At 68.9% G+C, this 13,598-nt stretch carries 13 protein-coding genes; 3 read left to right on the top strand and 10 right to left on the bottom strand.

Annotation, left to right across the window (positions count from 1 at the left end; translation table 11 throughout):
• The first annotated feature begins 96 nt into the window (after positions 1-96).
• Both ACRDPS_RS07045 and ACRDPS_RS07040 read left to right on the top strand, forming a co-directional pair.
• A complete protein-coding gene (locus tag ACRDPS_RS07045; protein WP_431500912.1) occupies positions 97-1,218 on the top strand; it encodes an L-talarate/galactarate dehydratase in 1,122 nt (373 codons plus the stop codon).
• A gap of 76 nt (positions 1,219-1,294) precedes the next feature.
• Positions 1,295-1,981 carry a FadR/GntR family transcriptional regulator gene (locus tag ACRDPS_RS07040; protein ID WP_431500911.1) on the top strand — a complete coding sequence of 229 codons (687 nt, stop codon included), beginning with the start codon at positions 1,295-1,297 and terminating at the stop codon, positions 1,979-1,981.
• 109 nt (positions 1,982-2,090) lie between these two features.
• On the opposite strand, the gene ACRDPS_RS07035 is transcribed toward ACRDPS_RS07040, so the two are convergent.
• The 9 genes from ACRDPS_RS07035 to ACRDPS_RS06995 all read right to left on the bottom strand — a co-directional run bounded on the left by ACRDPS_RS07035 (position 2,091) and on the right by ACRDPS_RS06995 (position 11,692).
• On the bottom strand, positions 2,091-2,924 hold the full coding sequence (locus tag ACRDPS_RS07035) for an NAD-dependent epimerase/dehydratase family protein (RefSeq protein ID WP_431500910.1): 834 nt from the start codon (positions 2,922-2,924) through the stop codon (positions 2,091-2,093).
• A gap of 67 nt (positions 2,925-2,991) precedes the next feature.
• Positions 2,992-4,056 carry a TRAP transporter substrate-binding protein gene (locus tag ACRDPS_RS07030; protein WP_431500909.1) on the bottom strand — a complete coding sequence of 355 codons (1,065 nt, stop codon included), beginning with the start codon at positions 4,054-4,056 and terminating at the stop codon, positions 2,992-2,994.
• Between the two features lie 36 nt (positions 4,057-4,092).
• Positions 4,093-5,388 (bottom strand): TRAP transporter large permease, encoded by a 1,296-nt coding sequence (locus tag ACRDPS_RS07025; RefSeq protein WP_431500908.1) that lies wholly within the window; start codon positions 5,386-5,388, stop codon positions 4,093-4,095.
• Positions 5,389-5,414: 26 nt separating this feature from the next.
• Positions 5,415-5,939, bottom strand: coding sequence for a TRAP transporter small permease (locus ACRDPS_RS07020; protein ID WP_431500907.1), 525 nt, complete (start codon positions 5,937-5,939; stop codon positions 5,415-5,417).
• On the bottom strand, positions 5,936-7,162 hold the full coding sequence (locus ACRDPS_RS07015) for a hypothetical protein (protein WP_431500906.1): 1,227 nt from the start codon (positions 7,160-7,162) through the stop codon (positions 5,936-5,938). The genes ACRDPS_RS07020 and ACRDPS_RS07015 overlap by 4 nt, the downstream gene beginning before the upstream one ends.
• Before the next feature lie 138 nt (positions 7,163-7,300).
• A complete protein-coding gene (locus ACRDPS_RS07010; protein ID WP_431500905.1) occupies positions 7,301-8,566 on the bottom strand; it encodes a glucarate dehydratase family protein in 1,266 nt (421 codons plus the stop codon).
• A complete protein-coding gene (locus ACRDPS_RS07005) occupies positions 8,563-10,089 on the bottom strand; it encodes a tripartite tricarboxylate transporter permease (protein WP_431500904.1) in 1,527 nt (508 codons plus the stop codon). The genes ACRDPS_RS07010 and ACRDPS_RS07005 overlap by 4 nt, the downstream gene beginning before the upstream one ends.
• 12 nt (positions 10,090-10,101) lie before the next feature.
• Positions 10,102-10,656 (bottom strand): tripartite tricarboxylate transporter TctB family protein, encoded by a 555-nt coding sequence (locus ACRDPS_RS07000; protein WP_431500903.1) that lies wholly within the window; start codon positions 10,654-10,656, stop codon positions 10,102-10,104.
• Positions 10,657-10,696: 40 nt separating this feature from the next.
• On the bottom strand, positions 10,697-11,692 hold the full coding sequence (locus tag ACRDPS_RS06995) for a Bug family tripartite tricarboxylate transporter substrate binding protein (protein WP_431500902.1): 996 nt from the start codon (positions 11,690-11,692) through the stop codon (positions 10,697-10,699).
• Between the two features lie 181 nt (positions 11,693-11,873).
• On the opposite strand from ACRDPS_RS06995, the gene ACRDPS_RS06990 reads away from it, so the two are divergent.
• Positions 11,874-12,785: a LysR family transcriptional regulator gene (locus ACRDPS_RS06990; RefSeq protein ID WP_431500901.1), complete on the top strand. Its 912-nt coding sequence runs from the start codon at positions 11,874-11,876 to the stop codon at positions 12,783-12,785.
• Between the two features lie 618 nt (positions 12,786-13,403).
• Here ACRDPS_RS06990 and ACRDPS_RS06985 read toward each other — a convergent pair.
• On the bottom strand, positions 13,404-13,598 hold a 195-nt coding region (locus ACRDPS_RS06985; RefSeq protein WP_431500900.1), incomplete at its 5' end, for an HNH endonuclease signature motif containing protein.

Raw genomic sequence — 13,598 nt, 5'->3', positions numbered from 1 at the left:
CTCACCTGATCACTGGGCACGCTCTGGACTCCTCGCCACTCATCGGATAAGTTCGTTGCTTGTCATACAACTTAGTCCATCGAGGAGCATCCCGCCATGGTCGCCGACCGCATCAGCTCACTGACTCTCTCCCATGTCGTACTTCCGCTCGAGAATCCCGTCAGTGACGCCAAGGTGCTCACCGGGCGGCAGAAGCCGTTGACCGAGACCGTGCTGCTCTTCGTCGAGGTGACCACCGAGCAGGGCTTCGAGGGCATGGGCTTCAGCTACTCCAAGCGGGCCGGCGGCCCGGCGCAGTACGCCCACCTCAAGGAGATCGCCCAGGTCGCCATCGGCCAGGACCCCTCCGACATCGCGAAGATCTACGAGTCGCTGATGTGGGCCGGCGCCTCCGTCGGTCGCAGCGGCGTGGCGACCCAGGCGGTGGCCGCCCTCGACGTGGCGCTCTACGACCTCAAGGCCCGCCGAGCCGATCTGCCGCTGGCCAAGCTGCTCGGCGCCCACCGCGACTCCTGCCGTGTCTACAACACCTCCGGTGGCTTCCTGCAGGCGAGCGTCGAGGAGATCAAGGAGAAGGCCACCGCATCCCTCGAGTCCGGGATCGGCGGCATCAAGATCAAGGTCGGCCAGCCCGACTGGGCCGAGGACCTGCGCCGGGTCGCCGCGATCCGCGAGCACGTCGGTGATACCCCGCTCATGGTCGACGCCAACCAGCAGTGGGACCGTGCGCGGGCCCGCCGGATGTGCCGCGAGCTGGAGGCGTACGACCTGATCTGGATCGAGGAGCCGCTCGACGCCTGGGACGCCGTCGGCCACGCGGATCTCTCCCGCACCTTCGACACCCCGATCGCGACCGGCGAGATGCTGACCTCGGTGCCGGAGCACATGGCCCTGATCGACGCGGGCTACCGCGGCATCGTGCAGCCGGACGCGCCGCGGATCGGCGGGATCACGCCGTTCCTGAAGTTCGCCACCCTCGCCTCGCACGCCGGTCTCGCGCTCGCGCCGCACTACGCGATGGAGATCCACCTGCACCTGGCCGCCGCCTATCCGACCGAGCCGTGGGTCGAGCACTTCGAATGGCTCAACCCGCTCTTCGAGGAGCGGATCGACATCCACGACGGGCAGATGTGGGTGCCGGACCGTCCCGGACTCGGCTTCACGCTCAGCGACCAGATGCGCAAGCACACCGTGGAGACGGCTAAGTTCTCGTCATGAGCGAGCGCCAGCGAGCGACAATAAGGGTCATGCCGTCGCCTCCGTATCCTTGCCTCCATTCAACGGAGGCGACGGCATGACTATGAGCGCCGGGCTCGCCGACCGCGTCGTCTCCGGGGTCAAGGACCAGATCCTGGCCGGGGACCTCGCGCCGGGTGCGAAGCTGCCCTCGGAGTCCGACCTGGTCGCCACCTACGCGGTCTCGCGGACGGTGGCGCGGGAGGCGGTGACCCGGCTCCGCGCCGAGGGTCTGGTCGAGACGTTCCAGGGGCGCGGCTCGTTCGTGCTGGCCGTGCCGGCGCCCTCGCCGTTCGCGCTGGAGTCCTCCGCGATCCGTACGCAGCACGACGTGCTCGACATGGTCGACTTCCGCCTCGGCGTGGAGACGGAGGCGGCAGCGCTGGCGGCCGCCCACATCGACGAGCAGACCTCGCGCTCGATCGAAGAGGCACGCAGCGCGCTGGCGACCGCGCACCCGGACGGCGCCGTGGAGGCCGACTTCGCCTTCCATCGGGCCATCGCCGCCGCGACCGGCAACCGCTTCTATCTCGACCTGATGGACTCGCTGGGTCCGATGATGATCATGCTGCCGCGCACCCGGCTCGGTGATGCCAACTCGCCCGGCGACGCCCTCCACGTCGAGCGGGTGCAGCGGGAGCACGACAACATCGCCGCCGCCGTCCTGGCCGGCGACGCGGACACCGCCCGAGCCGCGATGCGCGTCCACCTCGGCGGCACGCGCAGACGTCTTCAGCAGCAGTGACGTTGCCCCGGTGGACATCGCGCGAGTCTGATCCGCGCCGCCTCCTGATGGTGGCCTGAGCAAGGAGCTGCGGCCCGCGAGACGCGGGCCGCAGCTCTTTCATGGGGGTCTACTTCTGGTGCTCCCCGAGCGGGGTGGAGCAGAACTTCCCGCCCGCGAGCCGCTCCTCCGGTCCCTGCGGGCCGTCGTCGACGGCGTCGCCGAGCAGCTCCGCGGCGAAGGCCTCGGAGTCGTCCTGCGGGTGGTAGCCGATCGCTTCGCCGGCCTCCATCGACCACCAGTTGCGGGTGTTGCGGGAGATGCCCCACACCATCCGGAAGCCGGGCTCCGGGGTGGCCAGGCAGGCTTCGAGCAGTCGGGCGCCGTCGTCGGGGGACATCCACGTCCACAGCGAGCGGCGGTCCCACGGCTTCTCGAAGCACGAGCCGATCCGCACCGCGGTCACGTCGATGCCATAGCGGTCGTGGAAGAGGCTCCCGAGCCCCTCCATCGCGACCTTGCTGACCCCGTAGTAGGTGTCGGGCCGGGGGAGGACGTCGGCCGGGAGACCATCGGCGGGAGCGTCGTCGAGGTCGTAGAAGCCGACCGCGTGGTTGCTCGAGGCCAGCACGACCCGTGCCACGCCAGCGTCCCGGGCGGCCTCCAGGACCACCCGGGTGCCGTCGATGTTGACCGAGAGGATGTCGGACCAAGGTGCCTCGACGCTGATGCCGCCGAGGTGGATGATCGCATCCACCCCGGCGCACGCCTCGCGCATCGCCGCCTCGTCGGTCACCGACGCCTCGATGAGCTCGACGGCCTCGCCCTCGGCGGCGGGGTCGGGACGTACGACGTCGAGAAGGCGCAGGATGCGCCCCTCGCGGGCGAGCCGGGGACGCATCAGCCGTCCGACGCCGCCGTTCGCGCCGGTGATGAGTACGGTCTCGACTTTGGACTCGGTCATGGTTCCTTCCAGATCTCTGGGCCGGTATCTCTGGCCAGGCAGGTTAGGCAGGGTCAGGATCTCAGGGTCAGGCGGTGCGGGTCTCTTCGACGGCGTCGAGGTACTCGCCGAGATCCGCACCGTGCTTGTCGATGACGGACTTGGTCGCCTCACGCCATGGGGCGAGGTCGTCGATCTCGGTGATCGTGACACCCTCGCCGCGCAGCTTCTCCAGATCGGTCTCGACCTGAGCGTCCCACTTCTCACGCTGGAACGGCGCGGCCTCGTCGGCGGCCTTCTGGAGGGCGTTCTGGTCCTCGGAGGAGAGCTCGGACCACACATCCTTGTTGATGAGGAGGACCTCGGCGACGCGCATGTGCCGGTCGAGGGTGTAGTTCTTCGCGACCTCGTAGTGGGACGCGGAGTAGTAGGACGGCTCGTTGTTCTCGGCTCCGTCCAGCAGTCCGCTCTGCAACGAGCTGTAGACCTCGCCGTAGTCCATCGGGGTGGGGGAGCCGCCGAGGGCCTTGATGAAGTCGACCTGCACCTGCGACTCCTGGACCCGGATCTTGAGGCCCTTGACGTCCGCCGGCGACTTGATGGCCTTGCTGCTGGTGTAGAAGCTGCGGGCACCGGGGTCGAAGTAGCCGAGTCCCTTGAAGCCGGCACCGTCGGCCTCGGCGAGCAGCTTCTTGCCGCTCTCGCTGTCCAGGAAGCGCCACAGGTGGTCGGAGTCGTCGAAGAGGTACGGCAGGCTGAACAGGCCCATCGCGGGCACGAACTCGCCCATGGGTGCCGAGCTGATCCGGGTCATCTCGATCGAGCCCATCTGGACCTGCTCGATCGCGTCGGACTCCTCGCCGAGCTGGGCGTTGGGGTAGACCTGGATCTTGATCCGGCCGTCGCTGTACTTCTCGGCCAGCTCGGCGAACTTCTTGTCGCCCAGGGTGGTCGGGTAGTCATCGGGGTGGGTCTCGGCCAGCTTGAAGGTCTTCGCGCCGCCGCCTCCGCCGCTGCCGGCGAGGGACCCGCCGCCACAGGCACTGAGAGCGAGCCCACCGGCGACCGCCGCGGCACCGAAGGCGCCTGCCTTGAACAGCGATCGCCGGGCGACCGGCGCGTGGGATGTCGCATGGGATGTGAGGTTGTTCATGGTTGGTTCCTTTCGATGGTGACTACTCGGTCCGGTTCACTGGCCCAGCGCGTCGGGGAGGGCGAGCGAGAAGAACGGGACGTACGTGATCAGGAGCAGCACGACGACCATCGGGATCAGGAAGAGACCCACGGTCTTGATGACGCTCTCGATGGACGTACGTCCGATGGCGCAGCCGACGAAGAGGACGTTGCCGACCGGTGGGGTGATCAGGCCGATGGCCAGGTTGAGGACGAGCATGATCCCGAACTGGACCGGGTCCATCCCGATTCCGGTGGCGACCGGCAGCAGGATCGGCGTCATGATCACGATCAACGGCGCCATGTCCATGATCGCGCCGAGCGCGAGCAGCAGCAGGTTGATCAGCAGGAGGACGATCACGACGTTGTCCGAGACGCCCAGCAGCGCGTCCGTGGCCAGCGCCGGCACCTGGAGGAAGGCCAGGAAGTAGCCGAAGGCTCCCGCCGCCGCGATGATGAACAGCACCACACCGAGGGTGCGCAGGCTGCTCTGCAGGATCGGGACCATCGCCTTGATCGGGAGGTCGCGGTAGACGAAGAACGTCAGGATGAAGGCGTACAGGCAGGCGATCGCCGCGGACTCGGTCGCGGTGAAGACGCCGCTGAGGATGCCACCCAGGATGATCACCGGCATCAACAGGCTGAGCAGCCCGTCAGCGATGATCTTCGGGACGTCCTTGAGCGGGACCAGCTCCTCCTTCGGGTAGCCGCGCTTGACCGCCAGGATGTACGCCAGGGTCATCAGCGCCGCGCCGAGCAGGATCCCCGGGATGATGCCGGCAGTGAACAGGGCGCCGATGGAGACGCCGCCGGCGGCCATCGAGTAGATGATCAGGTTGTGGCTCGGCGGGATCATGACCGCCTGGGTGGCGCCGGAGACGGTGACCGCGACCGCGTAGTCGGTGTCGTAGCCGCGCTTCTTCATCATCGGGATGGTCACCGACCCGATCGCGGAGACGTCCGCGACCGAGGAGCCGGAGAGGGCGCCGAAGAAGGTGCTGGCCCCGATGTTGACCATCCCGAGGCCACCACGCAGCCAGCCCACAAGCAGGCCGGCGAAGGCGATCAGGCGGCGGGAGATGCCGCCCGCGCCCATGATCTCGCCGCCGAGGATGAAGAACGGGATGGCGAGCAGGGCGAAGGTGTCGAGGCCGGCGACCATCCGCTGCCCGACTGTGGTCAGCGGGATGCCGAGGTAGATCGCCTCGAAGACCGCGGCCAGGGCGAGGGCCAGCGCCACCGGGACGCGGAGGACGACCAGGACGGCAAAGCTGCCCAGCAGGATCGTGATGGCAAGTGGATCGATAAGCATGGGGGCTCCAACTGTCTTTCGGCGGCTCAGTCGATGTCGTCGGACTCGGCGTACCGCTGGGTGCTGAACCCGAACGCCTGGAGGACCGTGCAGAGGATGAGCATGGCGCCGGCGACGGGCATCATCAGGTAGAGGACGCTGCGGGGGAGGCCGGTGCCGGGGAGAGTGGCGTGCTGGGCTTCGATGACGAACTGGCTGCCCTGGACGACCAGGAAGAGACCGAACCCGAGCACCAGCACCTGGATGCCCCGGCCGATCACCGCCCCGAACGCCGCGGGGAACCTGTCGACGAGGAAGGTGACCGCGATGTGCGCACCCTCGCGGAAGCCGATCGCGGCACCGAGGAAGCCGATCCAGACCAGCAGGATGCGGGCGCTCTCCTCGCTCCAGCTGGGAGAGTCGCTCAGCAGCTCGCGGCTGAACACCTGCCACAGGACGATCAGCAGGGTGGCGACCAGGCAGAGGATGCAGAAGGCCTCGAAGACCGTGTCGATCCCGCGCCAGACGCGCCTGAGCGTCCTGCTCTCGTTCAATGTGCTCGTGGGGCTCATGGGCGTGATCCCGTCCTCGTGGCGGCGGTCGTGGGGACCTTGGCCGCGTCGGCGAGCAGGTGATGCCTGTCCGCGCCGGCGAGACCGAGGTGGTAGAGGTGCAGCTCGCCGATCCCGGCGGCGACCAGGGCGTCCAGATGGTCGCGGAAGGCGTCGTCGGTGGCGGGCGGAAGAGCGGTGACGTACGCAGCGGCGACGGCCCTGCCCGCGGCGGCCTCGGCCAGTCGGCGCCCGGTGTCCACCGAGGCCCCGGTCGTCGGCCAGCACGGCCCGATGACCACGTCGACGTCGTCGGCCGCCGTGGCGGTGAGGCCGGGGTTCGGGCCGGTGGCCCAGGGGTCGGGCTGGGTGTGCAGCGCGATCTCGACCGCTCCCGGCGCGGCCTCGCGGACGGCCTCGATCACTCGGTGGCGAAGCTCGTCCGCGGCGGCGTGGCGGGAGGCGAGGATCGTGTCCAGGACGGTCGCGGGGACCTCGGTGCCGGTCGCCTCCGCGCCGGTTGACTCAGCACCGGTTGACTCAGCACCGGTCGCGCCGCGCAGCGCGGCGACCGCCGCGTCCGGGTCGAGCCCGCGGCTGGACCAGTCCTCGCGGCAGGTCGGGCAGCAGCAGATCGAGAGCAGCTGCTGGGTCGCGGCGTCGTAGGCGCCGTCGGACTTCTCGTGGTGGCCACCGTGGGTGAACCCGAGCTGGCCGCAGGCCTCCAGGATGACGGTGGAGCAGGGGGTGTCACGTACGGCTTCGGCGGCCAGGGTCACCGCGTAGCGCCGGACCTCCTCGGTGCGGGGGCACAGCGCGTAGGGGTAGAGCTCGTCGAAGCAGTTGCGGACCGCGAGGTCGGGGTTGGCCTCGCCGAGGCGGGTGGAGTGGGTCAGCACGATCCAGGCCGCGACCTCGATCCCGGCGTCGGCGACGATCCTGGCGGCCTCCCTGAACGGGTCCTCCGCGGCGACCCAGGTCGCGCTCGCCGGGACCAGACGCGAGCCGTCCCAGGCCTCCTCGCGCACCGGGCGGTAGAGCGCTGCGCTGCGGGCGTCGACGATGCGGTGCTCGGGGTGGAGAGGGGTCGCGGCGCGAGCGCTGTGGTAGGCCGCGGCGATGGCGACCTTCGAGACCCCGAGGCCCCGGACGCGCTCCACGAAGGTGGGGTCGCCGATCACGTCCCAGGGGTAGGCGTACCCGACGACCGGGATGATCCCGGTCTCGCCTGCGTGGGTCTGCATCACGGGTGGCTGCTCCTGATCGTGGTCTGTGACGGCGCGTATTTGTGGTCCTGGTCACAGGACCCTTTCAGGATTGGCGATTCATGTCCAAGCCACATATCGCATTAGACGATGCCCTGAAAGCATCACTGCGGGGGACTACCAGCGTGAGGTGTTCGGGGTGAAGTCCGGTTCGATCGAGCGCATGTAGACCGTGTCCTCGCGGCGGCGGACGCCGCACCTGAGGTACTGCTCGTGCAGCTCAGCGAGCAGGTCGCGGTCGAGCTCGACGCCCAGGCCGGGGCCTCTCGGCACCGCGATCGACCCGTCCTCGAAGTCCAGCACCCCGGGACGTACGACGTCCTGGGTCTTCCAGGGGTAGTGGGTGTCGCAGGCATAGGTCAGGTTCGGGGTGGCGGCGGCGAGGTGGACCATCGCGGCCAGGGAGACACCGAGGTGCGAGTTGCTGTGCATCGACAGGCCCATCCCGAAGGTGTCGGTGATGCCGGCCAGCAGCGCCGAGCGGCGCAGCCCGCCCCACAGGTGATGGTCGGAGAGCACGATCTGGACGGCGTCGGCCGCGACCGCCGGTCTGAGGTGCTCGAAGGCGATGACGCACATGTTCGTGGCCAGAGGCACGTCGGTGCCGGCCGCGACCCGCGCCATCCCCTCGATCCCGGGGGTGGGGTCCTCGAGATACTCGACGACGCCGGCGAGCCGCTCGGCGACCTTCGCCGACGTCTCCGGTGTCCACGCGCCGTTGGGGTCCAGCCGGAGCGGCAGGTCCGGGAAGGCCGTACGCAGCGCCTCGATCGCGGCGCACTCCTGCTCGGGTGGGAACACCCCGCCCTTCAGCTTCAGCGAGCCGAAACCCCAGCCGTCGACCATTCGCCGCGCCTGGGCGACGATCTGGTCGGGGTTCAGTGCCTCGCCCCACTCGTCGTCCTCCTGGCCCGGGTGGCCTGCCCACTTGTAGAACAGGTAGCCGCTGAACGGCACCCGGTCGCGCACTGCCCCGCCGAGCAGGTCGCTCATCGGACGGTCGGCCTCGCGGGCGACCAGGTCCAGGCAGGCGACCTCGAACGGGGAGTAGACGGTGTCGACGGCGGAGTCGACGTCGAGCATGCCTCCGAAGGAGGCTCCCGCCCCACCGGTCTCCTTGCCGAGCACGTCGGTGACGAGCCTTCGCAGACCGTTGATGTCGTACGGGTCGTGCCCGGGCAGCACGCCCGCGACGGCCTCGAGCCGGCCGAGATGGGTCTCGTCGGCGTACGTCTCGCCGAGCCCGACCAGGCCGGTGTCGGTGTGCAGCTCGACGATCGCGCGCAGCGCCCACGGCTGGTGGACCCCGACCACGTTGAGCAGCGGCGGGTCGGCGAACGCGACCGGCGTGACGACGACGCGGGAGATGCGGCTGATCGTCATACCTTGACCTCGGAATCGCGCTCGGAGTCGGAATCGGTGGCCGGCCGGCGCCGGGAGAGGAACGTCTTCGCGGCCGGCCAGAGCGCCACCAGGAGGAACGCGGCCATGATGGTGCCCGAGATCGGCCGGGTGAAGAACCCGGACGGGTCGCCGTCGAAGATCAGCATCGAGCGCCGCACGCTGGACTCCACGATCGAGCCCAGGACGAAGGCGAGCACCAGCGGGCCCGGCTCGAAGCCGGTCTTCTTCATCAGGTAGCCGATCAGCCCGAAGACGATCATCACGAAGATGTCGAAGACGGAGTTGTTGATCGTGTAGACGCCCAGGATCGTGATCAGTGCGGTGATCGGCGCCAGGATGGCCGGCCGCACCCGCAGGATGCGTACGAAGATGCCGACCAGCGGGATGCTGAGGGCGAGCAGGATCAGGTTGCCGATGTACATCGAGTTGATGACGCCCCAGAACAGGTCGGGGCGCTCCTGGACCAGCTGTGGCCCGGGCGAGATGCCGAGGATGAGCAGCGCACCGAAGAGCATCGCCATCGACGCGTTGGCCGGGATGCCGATGGTCAGCAGCGGGATGAAGGACGAGGTGGCGGCGGCGTTGTTGGCGGACTCGGGGGCAGCGACGCCCTCGATGGCACCGCGCCCGAAGCGCTCGGGGTGCTTCGAGATCCGCTTCTCCGCCGCGTACGCAGCCAGCGAGGACATCACGGCGCCGCCACCGGGCAGCACGCCCAGGAAGAAGCCGATCAGCGAGCCGCGGCCGATGGCGCCGGAGGACTCCTTGAGGTCCTTGCGGGAGGGCCAGATGTTGGCCACGGCGGCCGGCACGTGCGGCTTCCCGTGCCGCTCCTCGAGGTTGTAGAGGATCTCGCCGACACCGAAGAGGCCCATCGCGACGACGACGAAGTCGATGCCGTCGGTCAGCTGCAGGTTGCCGAAGGTGAAGCGCTCGGCGCCGCTGAAGCTGTCGCGGCCGATCGTGGCCAGCAGCAGGCCGACGGCGGCGGCGACCATGGCCTTGAGCTTGTTGCCGCTGCCGATGGTGGCGACCAGCAGCACACCCAGCAGAGCCAGGGCTGCGTACTCCGGCGGTCCGAAGTCGAGCGCCCATCCCGCGATCAGCGGTGCCAGCAGGGTGAGGCCGAGGATCGAGACGGTCGCGCCGACGAAGGAGCCGATCGCGGCGATGCCCAGCGCGGTGCCGGCTCGGCCCTGTTTCGCGAGGGCGAAGCCGTCGAAGACGGTGACCACCGAGGAGGCCTCGCCGGGCAGCCGGAGCAGCACGGAGGTGATGGTGCCGCCGTACTGGGCGCCGTAGTAGATACCGGCCAGCATGATGATCGCGGAGACCGGGTCGATGCTGTAGGTGATCGGCAGCAGGATGGCGATCGTGGCCGCCGGCCCGAGGCCGGGAAGCACGCCGATGAGCATGCCGATGAGCACGCCGATCAGGCAGTAGAGCAGGTTCTGCGGTTCGGTGACGAGCGAGAAGCCGTCGAGGAAGGCGTTGACGTCCACTGAGAGCTCCGCTCAGAACAGGTGGGGCAGCGGGATGCGCAGCCCGTAGAGGAACAGGAAGTAGAACGCGGCGACCGTGACCACGGAGGTGATGATCGTGCTGCGCCAGGACTCGCCGCCGAGCCATCTCAGCCAGATGACGCACAGCAGCAGCGAGGGGATCTCGAAGCCGATCGCGGGCATGAGTACGCCGAGGCCGACGAAGGTGGCCAGCCCGATCACGGGCAGCATGCTGGAGCGGGTGAACGCCTCGCTGTCGCTCAGGTTGCGACCGACCGCGAGCAGCCCGACCGCCATCAGGGCGATCACCACGCTGACCACGAACGGCCACAGGCCCGGTCCCGGGTGGCGCGGTGAGCCGAGGCCGTAGCCATAGGCGAGGACCGCGCCGCCGATGCCGACGACGAGGGCGACGAGCGCACCCACGACCTGGTAGGCCGGTCCACCGGCCGGAGGGCGTTCGTCCTCGAGGTCATGCTCGACCTCGGCCTGGATCTCGGCCAGGATGTCCTGGCCATCAGATCCAGGGCCGTCAGGCTCCGGCGCGGGGGTGCGTTCGTCGCTCATCGTCATCCTCTGTCGTCCTTCGTCCGCTCGCGTGCGGGGATCAGCTCGCGCCGAGGTCGAGACCGTACTGGTCGATCAGGTCGGCGAACCGCTTCTTGTCCTTCTCGAGCTGGGTGACGACCTCGTCGCCGGAGAGCTCCATCGGCGTGAGGCTGTTCTGCTTGTTGAAGTCCTGGTACGCCTTGGTCTTGAACGTCGCCTGCATCGCCTCGGTGAGGGTCTCCTTGACGTTGTCCGGGGTGCCCTTGGGCACGGTCATGAAGCGATATTGTGCGACCTCGACGTCGAGGCCCTGCTCCTTGGCGGTCGGTACGTCCGGCAGGTACTCCACCCGCTCAGGACCGAAGACGCTCAGCGGGGTCAGCTTGCCGGACTCGATGTTCTCGATCGCCTCGCCGACCTGCAGGCACGCGGTGTCGACCTGGTTGCCGAGCACGGCGGTCAGGGCCGGGGCGCCGCCGTCGAACGGCACCGCCTCGGCGTCGGCGCCCGCGGAGGCGTACGTCAGCCCGCAGGAGACCTGGGCACCGGTGCCGACGCCCGTGGTGCCGTAGGTGAGCTTCTTCTTCGCGTTCTTGATGTCGTCGAGCGACTTGATGCCGCTCTCGGGGCCGGTGACCATGACGTAGTCATCGCGGGAGACGCCCTGGACGACCTCGAAATCGCCGATGTCGGTGACCTCGTCCTCGCTGACCGCGAGCGGGGTGATGGCGAAGAGGGAGGCGTTCTGGATCGCGATGGTCTGGCCGTCGGCCTCGGCCTTGGAGACCTTGTTGGCCGCGAGCGCGCCGTTGGCACCCTCCTGGTTGATGACCGGGAACGAGGCGCCGAGATCGTCGGAGAGGCCCTTGGAGACCGCGCGGCTGATCAGGTCGCTCGACCCGCCGGGGGAGGCGCCGACGTACATCTCGACGTTGCCGGAGGGGTACTCGTCGCTGTCGCCGCTGCCGCCGGCGGAGTTCGAGACACCGCAGGCGGACAGGGTCAGGGCCGCGACGCCGGCGGTCGCGACGAGAAGGGGGTTGATCGTGCGCATCGTTGCTCCTTGGTCCTGGTAGCCGGGCGGGCTCAACGTGTGTTGGCTCAACGCGTTGGCTCAACGCGTTGACGGCCCGGCGTCGTGTGACCACCGACACTATGAGCCCGTGGCGATACCGGTCCAAGCCCGATTCGGCATAGAATGTTCCACCTGGTGCATCGTGGTCTACCCTGGCCAGATGATCACGCTCGACCAGGTGCGTTCTTTCGTGGCGGTCGCCGAGGAGCTCCACTTCGGCCGGGCGGCCGAGCGGTTGCGGATGACGCAGCCGCCGCTGTCGCGACAGATCCAGAAGCTGGAGAAAGCCGTCGGCGCCCAGCTGCTCGAGCGGGACAACCGCCGGGTCGCCCTGACCGGTGCGGGAGCCGCATTCCTCGACGAGGCCTACCGGATGCTGAACCTCGTCGAGAGCGCCGGTGACCTGGCCCGCCGGGTCGATGCCGGCGCGGCAGGGATGGTCCGGCTCGGCTTCACCGCGGTCTCGGCCATCTCCATCCTTGGCCCGCTGCTGCGCCGGCTCACCGCCGAGGTCCCGGACGTAGAGGTCCGCCTCTCCGAGCGGGTCACCCTCGCCCAGGTCGACGGCATCCGTCACGGCGAGATCGACATCGGCCTGGCACGTCCCCCCTTCGACACCGAGCTGCTCTCCTCGCGAGTCGTCTCCCGCGAGCCGCTGATGGCCGTACTGCCGGAGAACCACCCGCTGACCGAGCTCGACCGGCCACTCACACCTCAGGACTTCGAGGGCCAGCCCGTCATCGGCTACAACCCCCAGCAGTCCCGCTACTTCCACGAGCTCACCGTCCGCTTCCTCGCCAACGCCCACCCCCGCATCGAGCAGCGAGTGCACCAGGTGCTGACCGCCATGCTCCTGGTCTCCGCCGAGCGAGGCGTAGGTTTCGTACCCGTCTCCGCCAGCTCCCTGCACGTCGACGGCGTAGTCTTCCGGCCCATCGAGCACGGTGGCGGCGACACCCGCCTCGACAAGGACCCCGAGCGCCCCGTCGAGCTCCACGCCATCTGGGCCCGTGGCTCGGTCAGTCCCGTCGTACGCCGGGTGCTCGATGTGATCGTGGAGATGGGCAAGTAGCCGAGACTTGTTGCTTGGACAGGTGCACTTCGGGTCGTACGTGGAGCCGTGTCGTCTCCTCGTTGGGCCTGGGGCTGGTGGGTGATGTAGCCCGCGTCCGGGGAGGTGGGTCGGAGTCGGATATGGCAGAGGGTCCGACCTCGTGAATCGTTCACAAGCCGAGGTCAGTACCCTCGCCCGTGCCCGCCTACCCTGTGTGCCCACGCCGCCGACAGGTCGGACTCCCGGGAGCTTGGCTCGAGGCACCCGGTTCGGCACCGGGCTGGGGCACCGGGGTCAGGCGCGAGCTCGACACCGATCCGGGACCCGGGCCGCAGAGCAGGGCTGACACACCGCCCCGACGTCCATGCGCCGGGTTGAGGCGCGGGGAAGGGCCCGTCGAAGGGAGTGTCCGCGAACAATGCCGCGTGGGTGCGACGGCGTGGACGGGTCGAGCTGGACCCGCGCGTGGCGGGACATGGGCGTCACCTCGTGGGCGGGTGTCTGGTGTGGTGGTTCTCGGCCGGTGTCGGTCTAAGGACGTCGGGTGAACCTGATCGTGCCGTCCGGTAGCCGCTCGTGGGTGAACCCCGGAGCAAGAGCCAGCCGGTGGTGATGGGGGCACAACAGGACCCCGTCTTAGAGGTCGGTCTTCCCGCCGAGTGCCCAGGCTTGGAGGTGGTGGGCGTCGCACCATTCTGGTGGCGTGTCGCAGCCTTCGGCTTGGCAGCACTTCTGCTGGAGCCGGAGTGCTTTGCGTTGGATGGGTTGGAAGAATCTGCTGTCGCGGCCGGCGTCGAGGATCCGGCCATCACTACCCAACACCCAGGGGAT

Origin of the sequence: Nocardioides sp. (assembly GCF_050699375.1) — a bacterium.
Taxonomy (GTDB): Bacteria; Actinomycetota; Actinomycetes; order Propionibacteriales; family Nocardioidaceae; genus Nocardioides.
The sequence above is the reverse complement of the archived record's forward strand: the minus strand, read 5'-3'. Positions and strand labels throughout refer to the sequence as shown.